The organism is Aequorivita sp. CIP111184, assembly GCF_900489465.1.
GTDB lineage: Bacteria > Bacteroidota > Bacteroidia > Flavobacteriales > Flavobacteriaceae > Aequorivita.
In genome coordinates, this window is record NZ_UEFQ01000024.1 from 329859 (window position 1) to 346203 (window position 16345).

Sequence of the window (16345 nt, forward strand, 5' to 3'; positions counted from 1 at the left end):
TGGGATAAAAACAATTTAGCTTTACACCATTAAAAACTAAAATAAACAAACAATTATGGGAGCCGCAGATAAACCGCAACTACTATTTTACCAAAAAATGGGAGAGCTTTTTTATTCCATTGCTGCGGCCGATAAAGTAGTGCGGAAGGAAGAGTATGAAGCATTGAAAAATATTGTTTTAGACCAGTGGAAAAATCTGGAAGATTATGAGGATCCATTCCATACCGATGCCGCTCAACAGATTGAAGTGGTTTTTGATTGGTTTGATTATGAGCAGTTGGACGCCAACGATTGTTTCGAGAGTTTTGCCGATTATAACAAAGAATACCCCCAACTTTTCACCAAAGAACGAAAGCAACTTATTTGGAAAACCGCAAACGCGATAGCGAGCTCATTTTCAGATAAAAACAAAAATGAAATTATAATGCTCGCAAAATTGAAAATTCTTTTTAAAGATTAAATTGGTTTAAAAACATTAAAGCTTCTCTACTTAAAATTGTTTGCCTAATTTTATAAATTAAAATGCCCATAACTATGAGAATTCTTCTACCAATACTTATTTTATTCGTTTTGTTGGGTTGTAAAAACGACCAAAAAAAAGAGGAATTTAAAATTGACACCGATACCTATTTAGAAGAAATTGTAGATTCCTTGCGGGTTTCAGACAAAAATTTAGAACAACAGCAAAAAACCCTAACCATAAAACGTCAGGAACTCATAGAGAAAAAAGATTCTAAAGAAGAACTTGAAAAGCTGCTTATCTCAAAATCATTCGTTAAGGAAGGAGATTGGTACACAATCGATTTTAAATATCCATACCTCAACGAAAAAATCAAACCTCAATTTGAAAATTTCAACGAATACATTACCAAGTCTTATCTGAATGCCAAAGGCGTTGAAAAAGAAATTTTAGAAGAAAAACGTCTTTGTGATTCGCTGGGATGTCCTAAACAAGATGAAAAACGCCTCGTTGATTATAAAATTTACAACCTCAACGATAGACTTATAAGTGTGCTTTTTTACAAAGAAAACTACTATACTGGCGCAGCGCATGCCTCCTATACGTTTGATTGCCTAAATTTTGATTTAGTAAGTGCAACTTTTATGGAGTATGAAGATATTTTTAATAATGGCTCCGAAGAAGAGCTTCGTGGAATTTTGAATGATCTTTTAAAAGAAAAAATCAATTCCGGAGAAATGTATTATGACTGTTGGGCAATTTCAGCAGATGACTTTTTTAATGCAAAAAACAATTTTGTAATCAATGACGATGTGGTTGAATTCTATTTTGATGATTGCGTTATCTGTCCGTCCTACACAGGAACCTATTCAATCCAAATTCCACTGAAAATGTTGATGCCCGTTTTAAGAAATTACAAAAAGAATCCCTTACTTGGTTAAACCTGATATCATGAAAAGTAACTTCAAAGACATAATAAATTCTGAAACTCCCGTATTAGTCGACTTCTTTGCAGATTGGTGTGGCCCGTGCAAAATGCTTGCGCCAATACTAAAACAAGTAAAGGATGAACTGGGAGACGGTGTGAAAATTGTAAAAATAGACGTCGACAAAAACCAACCACTAGCTGCAGAATTTCAAGTGCGCGGTGTGCCCACGATGATTCTCTTCAAAAATGGAAAGCAACTTTGGCGTCAAAGCGGGGTTTTGCAGAAAAATGATTTGGTAAATATCATCAATCAACATAAAAATTAATGGATCTCAACCATTATATTGACCATACATTATTAAAAGCTACCGCTACACCTCAAGACATTCTTAATCTTTGCAACGAAGCAAAGAGATATCAATTTTATGCAGTTTGTGTAAATAGTTGTTATGTTTTTTTAGCTTCAAATGAATTAAAAGAAAGCAATATAAAAGTTGCCGCCGTAGTTGGTTTCCCATTGGGAGCAAATAGTTGTCACACTAAAGTATGCGAAGCGGAACAATGCATAAAAGATGGGGCTGATGAAATAGACATGGTGTTGAATATAGGACTGTTGAAAGCAAAATTACACACATCAGTTCGTGAAGAAATTTCAGCCGTTAAAGAAGCAATTGGCACCCGAATCTTAAAAGTAATCTTGGAAACGTGCTATTTAAATGATGATGAAATAAGAATGGCATGCCAAATAGCCAAAAAGGCTGGTGCCGATTACGTAAAAACTTCTACAGGATTCGGAACGGGCGGAGCAACTGAACACGCTATAAAAATTATGGTTGAAGAAGTTGGTAACACATTAAAAATAAAAGCATCAGGTGGAATAAAAGATGCTGAAACTGCTAAAAAATATATTGCAATGGGCATTAGTAGAATAGGCACATCTTCAGGAATAGCAATTGTTTCACCCAACTAAAAAACACAGATGAGTACACATATTGAAGCCAAACCTGGAGAAATCGCAGAATCGGTTCTTCTTCCCGGAGATCCAATGCGTGCCAAATGGATTGCTGAAACTTTTCTTGAAGATGCAAAATGTTATAATGATATTCGCGGCATGTTTGGCTATACAGGAACTTTTCAAGGAAAGAAAATTTCAGTACAGGGCACTGGAATGGGCATCCCTTCAGCTTTAATTTATTGTCACGAACTTATTAATGATTACGGCGTTAAAAACCTAATTCGGGTTGGTTCAGCTGGAAGCTATCAAAAAGACATCAAGCTTCGCGATATTGTGATAGCAATGGCTGCTTCATCAACCTCGGGAATTAATAATACCCGCTTTATAAATTGCGACTACTCTCCTACTGCAGATTTTGATTTGCTTATGAAAGCCGCTCTTTATGCAAAGAAAAACAGTATTTCTATAAAAGCAGGTAACGTACTCTCGAGCGATCAGTTTTATGAGGATGACTTCAACAATTATAAAAAATGGGCAGATTTTGGCGTGCTTTGTGTTGAAATGGAAGCCGCGGGGCTTTACACTATTGCGGCAAAATTTAATGTGAAAGCCTTGGCCATTTTGACCATTTCTGATTCTCTGCTAACAGGTGAAAGCATTTCCGCAGATGAGCGCGAAGGTAGCTTTGCAAAAATGATCGAGATCGCTCTTAATACACTTATATAAAAAATAAAAAAGCAGGAGTTCAAAATTGAAACTCCTGCTTTTGTTGTTAATTGTTGTCGATAGCAATTAACTAAATCTTGAAAGTCATCACCGGTAAATCTGAATGGTTTACCACATCTTCACCAATACTTCCGGAGAAAAAATGAGCTAAACCTTGTCGTCCCTGTGTGGGTAAGGCTATTATATCGGCATTGCTTACTTGACTATAACCAAATATTCCTGCTTCAACAGAATATTCATTATATTGAATCACCTTGTTTAAAATTTCTAATGAATTTGGTTCTCCTACCTGCTTCAAAAAGCTAAGAATTCGTTTTTCAATTTCACGGGTGCTTCTGAATTCGCCGGGCAAATTCACATATAGCAACTCCATTTTTATTCCTAAGACTTCGAACATTTTCTTGGCTCGATTGTAAGAACCGATAGATTTTTCCAAGAAATCGCACGCAAAAAGTCCTGTTTGGGGGTTAAAATTATCTGAGTGGTGTTTAATAACAAGCACTGGAATTTCAGAAGTACGAACAACTTTTTCGGTATTGCTGCCTACAAAAACTTCTTTCAGACCTGAGCTTCCATGAGAACCCATTACAATTAAATCTGCCTTAAATTCACTTGCCAAGTCATTCAACTCGCTAAAATTTTTATAGTTGTGAACGGCTTCAGTAATTTTAATTCCTTCTAAATAATCTTTGTCTAGAAATTCCGCAAAACGCTTTTCGGCCAGTTTCATATAAAACATTGCCTCAAAAACCTCTTTGCTTTCATCGCGCGTTACAACTGCTTCGCTTAAACCCATCATATGTACTGCAACTATTTCGGCATTTTGTTTTTTGGCAATGCTTGCTGCCACTTCCATTGCATATTCGGAATGTTGGGAAAAATCTACCGGTACTATTATTTTTTTCATGTTGATTGGTTTAATGTGTTGTGAATTTTGCTTTGCGTTTCTTAAGTTGCTTTTCGAGATCTGAAATTGTTTCTTTTGCGGCCGCTTCAAAAGTTGCTTCTTTGGAAGTAGCAAAAATTTTGGGTCCCGGAAGGCTCAGTTCCATTTCACAAATATTGCCTTTGCCATAAACGTTATTTTCTAGTTTAAAACTTACTTCAGCTCTTATAAGCCATTCATATTTTTCGGCAAGTTTTTGAAGTTTCTTTACTACATATTCGTTCATTGCCTCGCTGGTAGGCATTTTCACGTATTGGATATTTATAGTCATGATACTCTTAATTGGTTTATATTCTTCAAATATATTCCCTATTAGGCATTTTTAAAATGACCAAAGTCATATTTTGATTTGTTTGTTGCCATAAACTAAAAAATCCTGTTGCTCAATTTTTTGCGCCAACAGGATTTTCATAATAAAGTTATTTAAGAGAATAAACTAGGTACAGCAATTCTCCTTTTCATCTTTTATGCCAAGCTTTTTAAGGATTTTTTCCATCAAACACCATTTTGTAAATGATGATTGCAGCAAATTTACACCTACAAAAGCGGTGAACCACAACCAGTTTACATTTACGTAAATAGCCAAAATAAGACTGATCAAAATAAAAGTTCCAGCAATTGCTCTAATATATCTGTTAATCATAGTATTAAAATTTAAAGTTTAATATTTATAGGCCTTCCTCCCAGAACCCCTCCAAAGGAGGAGGAACGTAATTACGCACCTTTGGGGAGTCGGGAAGATGTTTTATATACTTCTTTCTATGGGCACTACAACCGCATGAATAGGGTTATTAGTTTCCAAAGTTTTATTGAACTGAGTTACTAAGCTGAAAAACGAATCAATCTTTTCTTCTTCAGTGAAAGAGAAAAACATACTGCTCTGTGCTCCACCCTTTTCCGATGGAAACCAACTGGAATTCATCATAAAAGAGGACGCGTTTTTATAGCCCTCAATATCGGAGCCACTATAGCTCTCAATATTTGCTTTCTTGAAAAGTTGTAGCACCTCTTTCTGAAATTGGTCTACAACGGTTACAATTAGTAGTTTCATAGGTTTATTATTTATGGTCTATTATTATTATTTTGCTAATATTTATTCCTAAGAATTCAAAATTAAGTAGCGAACAATCAAACACATTAATTATTTCGTCGTACGTATTATAGCGTAGCGGTCTTTTGTCTTTACTCTTTATAATTTTTACGTTCAATCATATAATAAACTAAAGGCACAACAAGCAATGTTAACACAGTGGAAACAATAGTTCCACCCATTAATGAAATGGCAAGTCCTTGAAAAATGGGGTCAAAAAGTATTACAAATGCACCTATCACAACCGTTCCAGCGGTTAATAAAATTGGGGTAGTTCTTACTGCTCCGGCTTCAATAACGGCTTGTTTAAGGGGGATTCCATCTGCAGTTCTCAAATTTATAAAATCTATCAATAGCACAGAATTCCGTACCATAATTCCTGCTAAAGCAATCATCCCAATAAAGGAGGTAGCAGTGAAAAAAGCACCCAAAACCCAATGGCCCACAATAATTCCAATTAATGACAAAGGAATAGCAACCATCATAACCACTGGTGCTTTAAAGTTTTGAAACCAACCTACAATCAAAATGTAAATGATGATAATTACACCTAGAAAAGCAATTCCTAAATCTCGGAATACTTCTAAGGTTATCTGCCATTCACCATCCCATTTCACTGTGAAATCGTCTTCAAATTCAGGTTGCTCCAAGTACAATTCATTCATTTTATAACCCGCTGGCAATTTTATTTTATTCAGTTTATCGGTCATTCCCAGAATAGCGTACACAGGGCTTTCAAGTTCTCCAGCCATATCAGCCAAGACATAAACGACTCGCTTTTGGTTTTTCCTATAAATACTTTTTGCTCGGGTAGTTTCCTCAATATTTACCAAATCGCCCACCGAAACCATATTGCCTTGCTTGGAAGTAATTTTCAACTGCGAAATATCTTGGATAGTTGATTTTTCCTTTTCGTCCAACGCCAATAATATTCCTACTTGATCGGTTACATTTTCATCGTAAAGATTGGTTACAGGCTTATCTGAAAGCGCCATATTCATTGTGTAAACAATCTGTTGGGGCGAAACGCCATAGCGCATTGCTTTCTCTTTGTCTATGATGAATTCGTATTCCGTTTGATCCGCCTCCACCATCCAATCTACATCTACAACATCTGGCGTTTCGTTTAATATATTCTCAAGTTGTTTTGCAACTGCAATTTGTTGGTCATAATTAGGACCGTAAACTTCAGCTACAATGGTTGAAAGTACAGGCGGTCCTGGTGGCACTTCCACTATTTTAACGTTGGCGCCGTATTTCTTCCCGATTTCCTGAATATGCGGGCGAACTAATTTTGCTATATCGTGGCTTTGTTCATCCCGTTCTTCCTTATCGATCAAATTTACTTGTATATCCGCATTATTGCTACCCCCACGAAGGTCGTAATGACGCACCAAACCGTTGAAAGTTATCGGCGCCGAGGTACCTATGTAGTTTTGATAATTAACCACGAGAGGCTGTGTTGAAAGGTATTGTCCAATCTCGCGAGTAACAACTGCAGTGCGTTCCAAAGTAGTTCCCTCGGGCATATCGATCACTACTTGCATTTCGTTTTTATTGTCGAAAGGGAGCATTTTCACTGCAACCGATTTTGTAAAAAACAACATCATGGACCCCAAAAGAAGTACTATAGTTGTTCCCAGAAACAGCCAACGCGTTTTTTTATTTTCGATTAGAGGCATTTCAAATTTTGAATAAATTCTATATATGAAGGTGCTTTCTAATGGTTTTTCTGGCTTGGGTGCTTTTCCTTTTTTTTCTTTTTCGCGAAGGAAAATATAACCCAAATAAGGTGTTATGGTTAAAGCAACAAATAGCGAAAGTATCATTGCAATGGAAGCTCCAATAGGCATTGGCGACATATAAGGGCCCATCAATCCGGAAACAAAAGCCATTGGCAATACAGAAGCTATAACCGTGAATGTTGCCAAAATGGTTGGGTTTCCTACTTCATTTATCGCGTAAATAGCGGCTTGCTTAAACGGCAAGCGTTTCATCTTGAAATGCCGGTGCATATTTTCCGCAATAATAATGGAGTCATCCACTACAATTCCCGTTACGAAAACCAAGGCGAAAAGTGTAATTCTGTTTAGTGTATAGTCGAGTAAATAATAGCTCAAAAGCGTTAGCGCAAAGGTAATGGGCACCGAAAGGAAAACTACCAAACCACCACGCCAGCCCATGGCCAGCATTACCACTAAAGTTACAGCAATAATGGCGCCTATAAGGTGCATTAGGAGTTCCGAAACTTTGTTGGACGCTGTTTCGCCGTAATTTCGTGTGATTTCTACGTGAACATCATCTGGAATTAGGTTGCTTCGCAAATGATCTACCTTATCGATAATCACGTCTGCGATTTTCATTGCATCGGCTCCTTTTCTTTTCGCTACCGAAATGGTTACAGCTGGATATTCCGAAGCGTATTTCGATAGATTTTCACTAGCTCCTCCAAATCCGAAGGAAACATATTTACTTGGAATTTCGGGGCCGTCAAATACAATGGCCACCTGCTTCAAATAAATAGGCTGGTTCTGCTGCACGCCAACAACTAAGTTTTCAACATCGGCTGCAGATTTTAGGAAACTGCCAGTTGAAACCAAAAACTCAGTATCGTTTTTATCAAAACTGCCCGAACTCATTTGCTGGTTATTTGCCTTTATCATTTCGGCAACCGTTAAAAAGTCCAAACCACTAGCGGCCAATTTGTCTTTGTCCAATATAACCCGCAATTGGCGATCACGACCCCCAATTTTGTGGGTTGTGGAAACCATATCCACTTTTTCAATTTCCTGTGTAAGTTCGTCAGCAATTTGTTTCAGCTGAAAATCGTCATAACTTTCACTCCAAAGCGTGACTCCCAACATTGGCACATCGTCAATGGCGCGCGGTTTTACAAGCGGCATAGTTACACCCGGAGGCATTTGGTCCATATGCTTGTTCATTTCGTTGTAAAGTTTTACGAAGGAACGTTCAATATCTTCCCCCACATAAAACTGTACGATTACCATTGCCCCTTCTTCGGAAGAAGTGGAATATACATACTCCACCCCAGGAATATTGGAAACCAATTTTTCCAAAGGTTTCACAACCCTAGATTCAACCTCCGTTGGAGATGCGCCGGGGTAGCCCACAAAAATGTCGGCCATTGCCACATCAATCTGCGGTTCCTCTTCACGCGGTATCAAAAACGAACTGTAAACTCCGATGACCATAAACACAATCATCAAAAGCACTGTAAGCTTCGAGCCTATAAATAACTTGGCAATTTTGCCAGCAAATCCGTCCTTCATGATTATTGTTTAATGGTTATTTTAGCACCGTTGAAAAGTTTTCCATCGGCAGAAATAATATAATTTTCATCTGCATTTAAGCCAGAAAGTACTTCCACATTATCGCCATAAGTGCGCCCAAGTCGCAACCAGCGAAGGAGAGCGGTATTATTTTGACTCACCGTGTAAATTCCAGTTAATTGACCGCGTTTTACTAATGCTTCCGTTGGCACTAATACTGTAGTAACATCGGTTTTCTTTTCAATGGGAAATTGAACCGTAGCATACATTCCCGAAAGAATACTCTCGTCGGTTTTGTTTAAAACTACTTTAACCAAGTACTGCCCGCCTGTGTTTTTTGCGGAAGTACTCACTTCGGTGACCGTCCCCGGAAGTATTTTATCTGAAGATTTTACAATCACTTTTACTTCGGTCCCAGATTTTATTTTTGAAATTTCACTTTCAGGAACTGAAGCAGTAACTTCAAAATTCCCTGGACCTTCAATTGAAATTAAAGGTGCGCCGGGATTAGCCATATCGCCAGCTTCAATGGATTTGCTTGTAACAACCCCGTTAAAAGGAGCGCGAAGATTTACATAAGCAAACTGCGACTGCACTTCATTTTTCATTTGTTTTGCACCTTCCAATCTGGCTTTTGCCATTTCGTACCGGGCGCGTTGATCATCAAGTTCCTTTTGACTTGCACTGTTATCTGCAAACAGGTTTTGAAACCGTTGATAATCTTTTTCTGCATTATTGAAAGCAGCTTGTGCTTCAGTTATTCCTGCGCTTGTCTGCGCTTGTTTTGCTGAAAGATCTGAGTTATTGATGCTCACCAACAATTGCCCCTTTGTAACTTTTTGACCAACGTTTACAAGAACTTTATCCACAAACCCCATCATACGGGTGCTTAGAGTTGCGCTATTCGCAGCTTCTATTTTTCCGCTGGCGGTTAAAAACGGCGTGTTGTTTTCTGCAGCTACAGAACTCACCGTTACGGGAACAGCAGGAGTACTATCAATTTTCTTTTCTTCGGAAGAATTATTACAGGCAGTAAAACTGAGAACCGCCGAAAATAAAAGTATGGTATATATTTTTTTCATTACTGATTAGTTTTTTGTTAAAAATTGAAGGTATGCCAAGGCGTAATTATGCTGAAAAACGGTGTTGAAATACTCCAACTGTTTCTGTGAAAACTGAGTTTCAGCACTCAATAAATCGGTTGTTCTTTCTAGTCCTTCCCCAAATCTATTGGTTCGAATTCGAAGTGCTTCTTTTGATTGTTCGAGCGCCAATTCAGTTAATTTTAAATTGCTCTTAGCGTCTTGAAACATACGTCGCGCCTTGTTAAGCTCCAATTGGCTATCGGCTTTATATTGTTCTAATTCGAGGTTTGCTTTGTTGAATTCGGCTTTGCTTTTTTGGGTTTTTCCGAAACGTTTGGAGCCTTCAAAAAGATTCCACGTTAAGGCCGCGCCGAATAAATATCCACTGGCATCTGCTTGAAAAATCTGATCGTCATAAAGTTCATAGCTTCCGTAAGCATTCAACCTTGGCAGAAAAGTCATTTTATCTGCTTTGTAATTTTGTTTGTATGCATCTGCTACAAATTCCATAGCTTGAATATCGGCTCTGGAATCGGAAAGGCTTTCAACTGGGTTTAATTCCGAAGAAACCATAAGGGAATCCGTGGGTTTTAAAACACCAGATACTTCCTCATTCATTAAAACCGCCAGATATTCTGAAGCGTTAATCACATTGCTTTTTGCATATTGTAGTTGGTTCTCCACTTCGGTAACGCGCACTTGTACCGCCAAAACATCACTTTGCTGTAAGTAACCTTGTTTGAAACTATTATTAGCCAAACGGAAATTTTCATTAGCAGCTTTTAAAGCGTTTTCCAAAACGTCCACACTTTTATAAGCCAATTGCAACTGCATATATGCCTTTTCAGTTTCCAGGGAAAGGTAATCTCCCGTGCGAGCCAACTGCATTTGGGTTGCTTGCCATTTTGCTTTCGCAGCTTTTCGCTGAAAAATTCCATCAACATTTATAATGGGTTGCTGAACCTCAAATTTTGTAGCGAACAGATTAATCTGTGAAGGATTGTTCAATTTATTCGGATCAAAATCTGATTGAGTAACTATTTCCTGATTCAGTTTAAAACCAAAAGCCATCAACGGATTGGTAGTCGCAGTTCCACTATGAGAAGCAGTAATATTGGGCAGAAAGACAGCATTGGTCTGGTTATAATCGCCTTTTGCGGAAAGAACTTGCTGCTCGCCGATTTTTAGTTTATTGTTTTGTTGAACCACCTTTTCCAGCACTTCTGCTTTGGAAATGGGAACAGTTTGCTGTGCGAAGAATATCGCGGGCAACAAACCTATTAGTGTAATTATATTTTTAATCTTCATTGCTATATTAAATTTGATGCAAACATACGCCAGAAAACAAGCTTGGTCAGTAACTAATGTTACCAAACAAAAAAGCACCTGTTGGAGGTGCTTTCTATAACTAAAAAATTTTCACATTTAAGGAACGAACCAACTAAGAAACGCTCCTAAATACTTTGTGAATCAATCATCAGAGCCACGCACTATTCTTGAAATAATTCCTTTTTGATTTGTAAATTCTGCTATTAATATTCCTCCAATATGGATAGCGATAAATGCGATTAGGTAATAAATACCCAGTATATGAATTTCTTCCATTACTCCTTTTAAACTTTTTGGACCCCATACTATTACAAGTCCTGTAACCAAAGAAACAACTACGCATACATAAAAAACGATATAAGACCACTTCTGAAATTTCTGCTTTGTGGTTAAGTTTTTAAGTAATGGACTTTGAAATTTCATACTTCCAAAAAAGGGTAAAATGAAGCGTAAACTGAACAATCCTGTTAAAACATACCCTAAATAAATATGCCAGTCCCACATAGGTTTTCTTATCTGTTTTGCTAGATCGATGAGCTGCTCACTAGATAGCGATTGATCGGTACCACTGAGATAAGCCTGTATAATATCTGCCATATTATTTTTATTCATCCAAGTCAATCTCAGAAAAATTGTTAATAATAGAAGTAGAAAGGTAATTGCGATAGCCCAATGGATTATTCTATAGGTTTTAGAATAGTTTACAGTTTCCATAAGTCTCGTTTTAAATTAATGAATATTTCTAGATACTTTGAATAACTTTGGTTAACCTCTTTTGAACATCTTTGGCAATATCTCCCAAAGAATCATTTTCCACAGCCATCATTGAAGCTGCAGGATCTACTGCCGAAATTTCTATAATTCCGGGTTCGCGCTCCTGAACAATTACGTTACAGGGAAGCATCGTCCCAATTTTATTTTCTGCTTGCAGAGCTTGATACGCCATTTGTGGATTACAAGCACCGAGAATGGTATAATTATAAAAGTCTGCGTCCAACTTCTTTTTTAAGGTAGCTTTTAGGTCTATTTCGGTCAATACCCCGAAACCTTCCTCTTTTAAAGCCGCCGTTGTCTTTTCAATAGCGTCTTTAAAAGTTGTGTTTTTTAATGTTGTGCTTATGTAGTAACTCATGATTCTAGCTTATTTAATTTACTTAAACATTCATAAACAAATGTATGATTGAAAAATGGGAGAATATGTGACAAATATCATATAATTTTAAAAGTAACTCCTATCTGTTAATTTTTTCTTTAATTCTGAGGTTTTGTAACCTTTGTTACATTCAAAAAAAACAAAAATCATAAATTTGCATTTAATGAATTCGAAGAACCTTATAGCCTTTGTTTTAGCAGGTCTTTTTTTAATGAACCTCATGCTTTCCCAATCTGCCAGCTTGCTGGAGGTTTTAACGGGTAAAGAGGTTACTGTCGTTCATCCATTTTGTAAAAAAGCGAAAACCAGCTCAAATAAAACAGATTCTTATAAAGTAGATAATTCAGCTTCGAGTTCCTTTGAGATTTCAGCAATTTGCACTACAGTTTTCAACTTTAAAACTACTTCTTTTACGTTCTTTACTGTTAAAGATAATTTTAAGGAATACATCTTTGAAGACGCCCTTCACATAAATCTATTTGCAGAACGATTTTACATACCTCCCCGAGTTTAACTTCTTCTTTAGTTAAAAATTACTCATTGGTCACACCAATAGATTCCACGTATCAGGAAGTCTATTTCCTCGACCAATAAAATCACAAATTACTTATTTAACTTTATAATTATGACTCCAATTATAACGGTAAGCAGGCGTTCTATACAACTGCTTCGTATTATGGTGAGCGGGATATTTTTATCGGCGGGTTTCGGCCATTTAGTAAATATCGAAAAAACCGTTCGGCGTATTGAAATGGCTCAATTTAAGGGTTTTGCAAATTTTTTCGGAAATCTAGAACTGCTAGTAATACTTTCCGGAATTGTCATGCTGATCGCAGGAATAAGCTTTTTAATAGGCTTTAAAACCCGCTGGGCTGCTATTATTTTATTGTTCGTATTAATACCCATAACCATTACAATTCAAATAGGGCAAATTACCAGTCTTGGCCCCCTATTTAAAAATATCGCCATCGCTGGCGGCCTATTATTTTTTATTCTAAACGATATAAAAACCTTTAAAAACGAAAAATTATGAAAGCAATTATTTCAACTATAATATTATCAATCTTTTTAATTTTAGGAAACACACAACAATCCTATTCACAAGAAAGTAAAACACAAAACTATGTGGTGCTTACAAAAAAAGTAGCACAATTAAAACCCATTTTGCTTGCTGCAAAAACACTAGCAGAAGAAGATGGCGCAAACTTTGGCAGTTTTGAAATTATAGTATGTGGCAAAGAAATAGGTGATTTAACAGATATTGAAAAATTACAACCGCATCTCACCGAAGCCAAAAAAATAGGTGCAACTATTGTTGCCTGCGGTTTCTCATTGAAGAAATTTAATGTAGCTAATAGTGAACTTCCGAAGGACATCAAAATTGTGGATAATGGAATTTTATACAATTTCCAACTTCAGAAAAAGGGATACAAAAGTTTAAGTTTATAATATTTAATAAAAATAAAATGGACAAAAAGAAAAAGAAAACTTGGATACAATACGGTGTTTTTGCCATAATCGCAATTACACTTTACGTAACTGGACTTCACACAGAAGTTATTGGCTTTGCACAACGTGGGCTTTTGGCCACAGGATTAATGAATCCAGATGTGGAAGAGATTGCACAAGTTCGTAAAGATGAAAATGAAACCGCAACTATTCAAAAACCTACCAAAGCAGACTTCAATTTGAAATTGATAGATAGCGATGGTAATATTACCTCTTTGGAAAGTTTGAAAGGCAAAGTGATATTTATGAATTTTTGGGCCACCTGGTGCCCTCCTTGTATTGCGGAAATGCCCAGCATCGATAAATTACATGATGAAATGGGTGATGAAGTGGCTTTTGTAATGTTATCGCTAGATCAAGATTTTGAATTGGCCAAAGCATTTGATAAACGAAAGGGCTATAATCTACCTATTTATGCTCCAGCGAGCAATTTGCCAAGTATGTATGAATCTTCAGCAATTCCTACTACCTACGTTATTGATGCCGATGGAAATCTGGCATTGACACATAAGGGAATGGCAGATTACAACAGTGATGAATTTAAAAAATTCCTTAATAGTTTAAAATAGTATTTTTCCGAAAAGGGATGGGGAATTGAAAATTTTTCCGTCCCTTTAGGAAGAATAATAATGTGATATTTAAAATTATAAAATATCGAAATTATGAAACTGAACATTTTATTTATAAACGATGTACACGGGTATTTGGCCCCACATTCCGAATTATTTTATGACGAAACTGGAGAGGTAATAGAAATTGTAGGCGGTTATGCACATATTGCAGGATTGGTTGAAGCTATTAGAAAAGAAAACCCGAACACCCTTCTTTTTGATGGAGGTGATACCTTACATGGTACCAAACCGTTAGTAGATTCTAAAGGCGAAGCGATCATTCCAATCTTGAATACTTTAAAACCTGATGCCTTGGTAGGGCATTGGGATTTTGCATACGGACCCGCGCATTTAAAGGCTATCGGTAAACAATTTAGTTTTCCGATATTGGGTTGCAATGTATTTAATGAAGACGGTTCAAACTTTTTGCAGCCTACGGTTATGTTCGAAAAAGAAGGCCTGAAGATCGGAGTCATTGGAATTTGCGCTATGATTGTAGACAAGGTAATGCCTAAGCAGATGAGCAAAGGCCTAAAATTTACTTCAGGAATTGAGGAAGTTCCAAAGTATATCAAACAATTGAAGGATGACGGAGCAAATATAATTATACTACTATCCCATAATGGCTTTCCGCAAGATATTGCACTTTTGAAACAAGTGGAAGGAATTGATATTTGTTTAAGTGCACACACCCACAATCGAATTTATAGTCCTATCACGGTCAATGGAACACGTATAGTGCAATGTGGTTGCCACGGAGCATTTATGGGCAAGTTTACCCTTCAAATTAGGGAAAATCAAATTAACGACTGTGATTATGAACTAATAAAAATTGACAGTTCAATATCGAAAAATGCTGAAGTAGAATTGTTGGTCGAAAAAGCATTAGCGCCTTATCAAGAATTAAGAACGGTCGTTTTAGGTCGTACAGACGAGGTTTTACACCGTTATAATACCACAAATTCAACGATGGATAATCTTCTTTTGAAAGCCATCGCCTACGTTACAAAGACTGATATTGCATTTTCAAATGGTTGGCGTTATGGCGCTCCTATTGCTATAGGCAGCATCACTGAAAATGATCTTTACAACATAGCTCCCATGAACCCTCCGGTATCTACCGTAGAACTTTCGGGAGCGGAAATCAAGGAAATGTTAGAAGAAAACCTGGAAAGAACTTTTTGCAAAGATCCATTTGGACAGATGGGAGGCTATGTAAAAAGAGTTTTTGGCTTGCAAATAAATATGCGAATAGAAAACCCAAATGGGCATCGTATTCAAGAAATTTATCATAATGGGACACACCTTATTTTGGAAAAGTCCTATAAAGTAAGTTTTGTAACTACACAAGGCGTTTCAAAAAAATATGGCAAAAACAGAAAAGAACATTCTAAAAAAGCTGTAGAAACGATGAAGGTTTATCTAAATGAGAACCCAGACTTTAGTCCAGATAAAATTAAGAGCTTTCGTTTAGTTTAGGGCAATTTCCTAGCTAAAAATTATTGTTTTAATTTTTTCTATTTTCACTTTAAATCCGAAATATCGGGTTAGGAAAAGAGTTCTTTTAAAATAATAAACTTATTTATTAATTAGCTGGCGTAACCATAATATGGGATCGATGTGTACCGGCATCCATTAACCATGGCATTCCTGGCGCTTGTGGTTTAGTGGGTAAGCCAGTGCTTTCTCCTGTCATATATGGTTTGTAGATTACATAGCGTATTTTACTGTTAAGTAATTCGCCAGTTTCTGAACTATAATCTTTTTCTTCACCAGCCAGTATGTATAGCATGGATGGTTCTGCAGGCATCTTTAAAGTTCCCCCATCTATTTCATTTTTCCGGATTACTTCCTTTTCTTCATTGGATTTTCCTTCTGCAGCCAACTCACGGCCACGTGCCATAAAGGGTTCTAATTCGGCTCCGTAACAGGCTACGCTTATTCCTTCTTTATTTGGGTCATCTGCCAGGCACACCATTCCGTTGGTACCTTCACGCAAGGTAATAAGTTTTCCTTCGGAATTATAACCCAGAACGGTTGCGCCATCACGGTACATTTCAGGCGCAGCCAAAACAGCAGTTTTAATTTGTATATTATTGGGTAAAATTTTGCTTTGTGAAAATGCCGAAAATGCAAATGCAAAAACGAAAACAAATATTAAATTTTTCATGATCAAGCTTTTTAAAAAGTGAAGGCTTAAGATACGAATATTTGTGAGATTAGATAGGAAATCAGAAGTTGCAATTCTTTTAGAGAATTATCT

20 protein-coding genes are annotated in these 16345 nt (G+C 36.8%); 10 read left to right on the forward strand and 10 right to left on the reverse strand.

Annotated features, from left to right (window positions below; all coding sequences use genetic code 11):
- The first annotated feature begins 55 nt into the window (after positions 1–55).
- The 5 genes from AEQU1_RS10805 to deoD all read left to right on the forward strand — a co-directional run bounded on the left by AEQU1_RS10805 (position 56) and on the right by deoD (position 3069).
- Positions 56–460 carry a hypothetical protein gene (locus AEQU1_RS10805; protein WP_111881053.1) on the forward strand — a complete coding sequence of 135 codons (405 nt, stop codon included), beginning with the start codon at positions 56–58 and terminating at the stop codon, positions 458–460.
- A 74-nt stretch (positions 461–534) separates the two neighbouring features.
- Complete coding sequence (locus AEQU1_RS10810) at positions 535–1401, forward strand: RsiV family protein (RefSeq protein WP_181566755.1); 867 nt, start codon at positions 535–537, stop codon at positions 1399–1401.
- 10 nt (positions 1402–1411) lie between these two features.
- A complete protein-coding gene (trxA, locus tag AEQU1_RS10815; RefSeq protein ID WP_111881408.1) occupies positions 1412–1714 on the forward strand; it encodes a thioredoxin in 303 nt (100 codons plus the stop codon).
- On the forward strand, positions 1714–2358 hold the full coding sequence (deoC, locus tag AEQU1_RS10820; protein ID WP_111881056.1) for a deoxyribose-phosphate aldolase: 645 nt from the start codon (positions 1714–1716) through the stop codon (positions 2356–2358). The genes trxA and deoC overlap by 1 nt, the downstream gene beginning before the upstream one ends.
- 9 nt (positions 2359–2367) lie before the next feature.
- Complete coding sequence (gene deoD, locus AEQU1_RS10825) at positions 2368–3069, forward strand: purine-nucleoside phosphorylase (RefSeq protein WP_111881058.1); 702 nt, start codon at positions 2368–2370, stop codon at positions 3067–3069.
- Between the two features lie 70 nt (positions 3070–3139).
- Here deoD and AEQU1_RS10830 read toward each other — a convergent pair whose 3' ends face one another.
- From AEQU1_RS10830 to AEQU1_RS10870, 9 genes are all read right to left on the reverse strand, one after another.
- Entirely contained in the window at positions 3140–3976 is an 837-nt protein-coding gene (locus tag AEQU1_RS10830) for a universal stress protein (protein ID WP_111881059.1), read from the reverse strand.
- 10 nt (positions 3977–3986) lie between these two features.
- Positions 3987–4286, reverse strand: coding sequence for a ribosome hibernation-promoting factor, HPF/YfiA family (gene hpf, locus AEQU1_RS10835; RefSeq protein WP_111881061.1), 300 nt, complete (start codon positions 4284–4286; stop codon positions 3987–3989).
- Positions 4287–4451: 165 nt separating this feature from the next.
- Positions 4452–4658, reverse strand: coding sequence for a DUF2892 domain-containing protein (locus AEQU1_RS10840; RefSeq protein ID WP_111881062.1), 207 nt, complete (start codon positions 4656–4658; stop codon positions 4452–4454).
- 102 nt (positions 4659–4760) lie between these two features.
- A complete protein-coding gene (locus tag AEQU1_RS10845; RefSeq protein WP_111881064.1) occupies positions 4761–5066 on the reverse strand; it encodes a hypothetical protein in 306 nt (101 codons plus the stop codon).
- 131 nt (positions 5067–5197) lie between these two features.
- Complete coding sequence (locus AEQU1_RS10850) at positions 5198–8395, reverse strand: efflux RND transporter permease subunit (RefSeq protein WP_111881065.1); 3198 nt, start codon at positions 8393–8395, stop codon at positions 5198–5200.
- A gap of 2 nt (positions 8396–8397) precedes the next feature.
- Positions 8398–9477, reverse strand: a complete 1080-nt coding sequence (locus tag AEQU1_RS10855; RefSeq protein ID WP_111881067.1) for an efflux RND transporter periplasmic adaptor subunit — start codon at positions 9475–9477, stop codon at positions 8398–8400.
- Positions 9478–9483: 6 nt separating this feature from the next.
- On the reverse strand, positions 9484–10788 hold the full coding sequence (locus tag AEQU1_RS10860) for a TolC family protein (RefSeq protein WP_111881068.1): 1305 nt from the start codon (positions 10786–10788) through the stop codon (positions 9484–9486).
- Positions 10789–10950: 162 nt separating this feature from the next.
- Positions 10951–11523, reverse strand: coding sequence for a cytochrome b/b6 domain-containing protein (locus tag AEQU1_RS10865; RefSeq protein WP_111881070.1), 573 nt, complete (start codon positions 11521–11523; stop codon positions 10951–10953).
- 28 nt (positions 11524–11551) lie between these two features.
- Entirely contained in the window at positions 11552–11941 is a 390-nt protein-coding gene (locus AEQU1_RS10870; protein ID WP_111881071.1) for a DUF302 domain-containing protein, read from the reverse strand.
- 184 nt (positions 11942–12125) lie between these two features.
- Here AEQU1_RS10870 and AEQU1_RS10875 point away from each other — a divergent pair, with 184 nt between their 5' ends.
- The 5 genes from AEQU1_RS10875 to AEQU1_RS10895 all read left to right on the forward strand — a co-directional run bounded on the left by AEQU1_RS10875 (position 12126) and on the right by AEQU1_RS10895 (position 15561).
- Positions 12126–12476 (forward strand): hypothetical protein, encoded by a 351-nt coding sequence (locus tag AEQU1_RS10875; protein WP_111881073.1) that lies wholly within the window; start codon positions 12126–12128, stop codon positions 12474–12476.
- Positions 12477–12587: 111 nt separating this feature from the next.
- The gene (locus tag AEQU1_RS10880; protein WP_111881075.1) at positions 12588–12995 is read left to right on the forward strand and encodes a DoxX family protein; all 408 of its coding nucleotides are present in this window, start codon (positions 12588–12590) and stop codon (positions 12993–12995) included.
- Positions 12992–13411 carry a sulfur reduction protein DsrE gene (locus tag AEQU1_RS10885; RefSeq protein WP_111881076.1) on the forward strand — a complete coding sequence of 140 codons (420 nt, stop codon included), beginning with the start codon at positions 12992–12994 and terminating at the stop codon, positions 13409–13411. Before AEQU1_RS10880 ends, AEQU1_RS10885 begins: the two co-directional genes overlap by 4 nt.
- A 17-nt stretch (positions 13412–13428) precedes the next feature.
- Entirely contained in the window at positions 13429–14040 is a 612-nt protein-coding gene (locus tag AEQU1_RS10890; protein ID WP_111881078.1) for a TlpA disulfide reductase family protein, read from the forward strand.
- A 93-nt stretch (positions 14041–14133) separates the two neighbouring features.
- Positions 14134–15561 carry a bifunctional UDP-sugar hydrolase/5'-nucleotidase gene (locus tag AEQU1_RS10895; protein WP_111881080.1) on the forward strand — a complete coding sequence of 476 codons (1428 nt, stop codon included), beginning with the start codon at positions 14134–14136 and terminating at the stop codon, positions 15559–15561.
- Between the two features lie 106 nt (positions 15562–15667).
- On the opposite strand, the gene AEQU1_RS10900 is transcribed toward AEQU1_RS10895, so the two are convergent.
- A complete protein-coding gene (locus AEQU1_RS10900) occupies positions 15668–16252 on the reverse strand; it encodes a hypothetical protein (RefSeq protein ID WP_111881081.1) in 585 nt (194 codons plus the stop codon).
- Positions 16253–16345 lie beyond the last annotated feature (93 nt).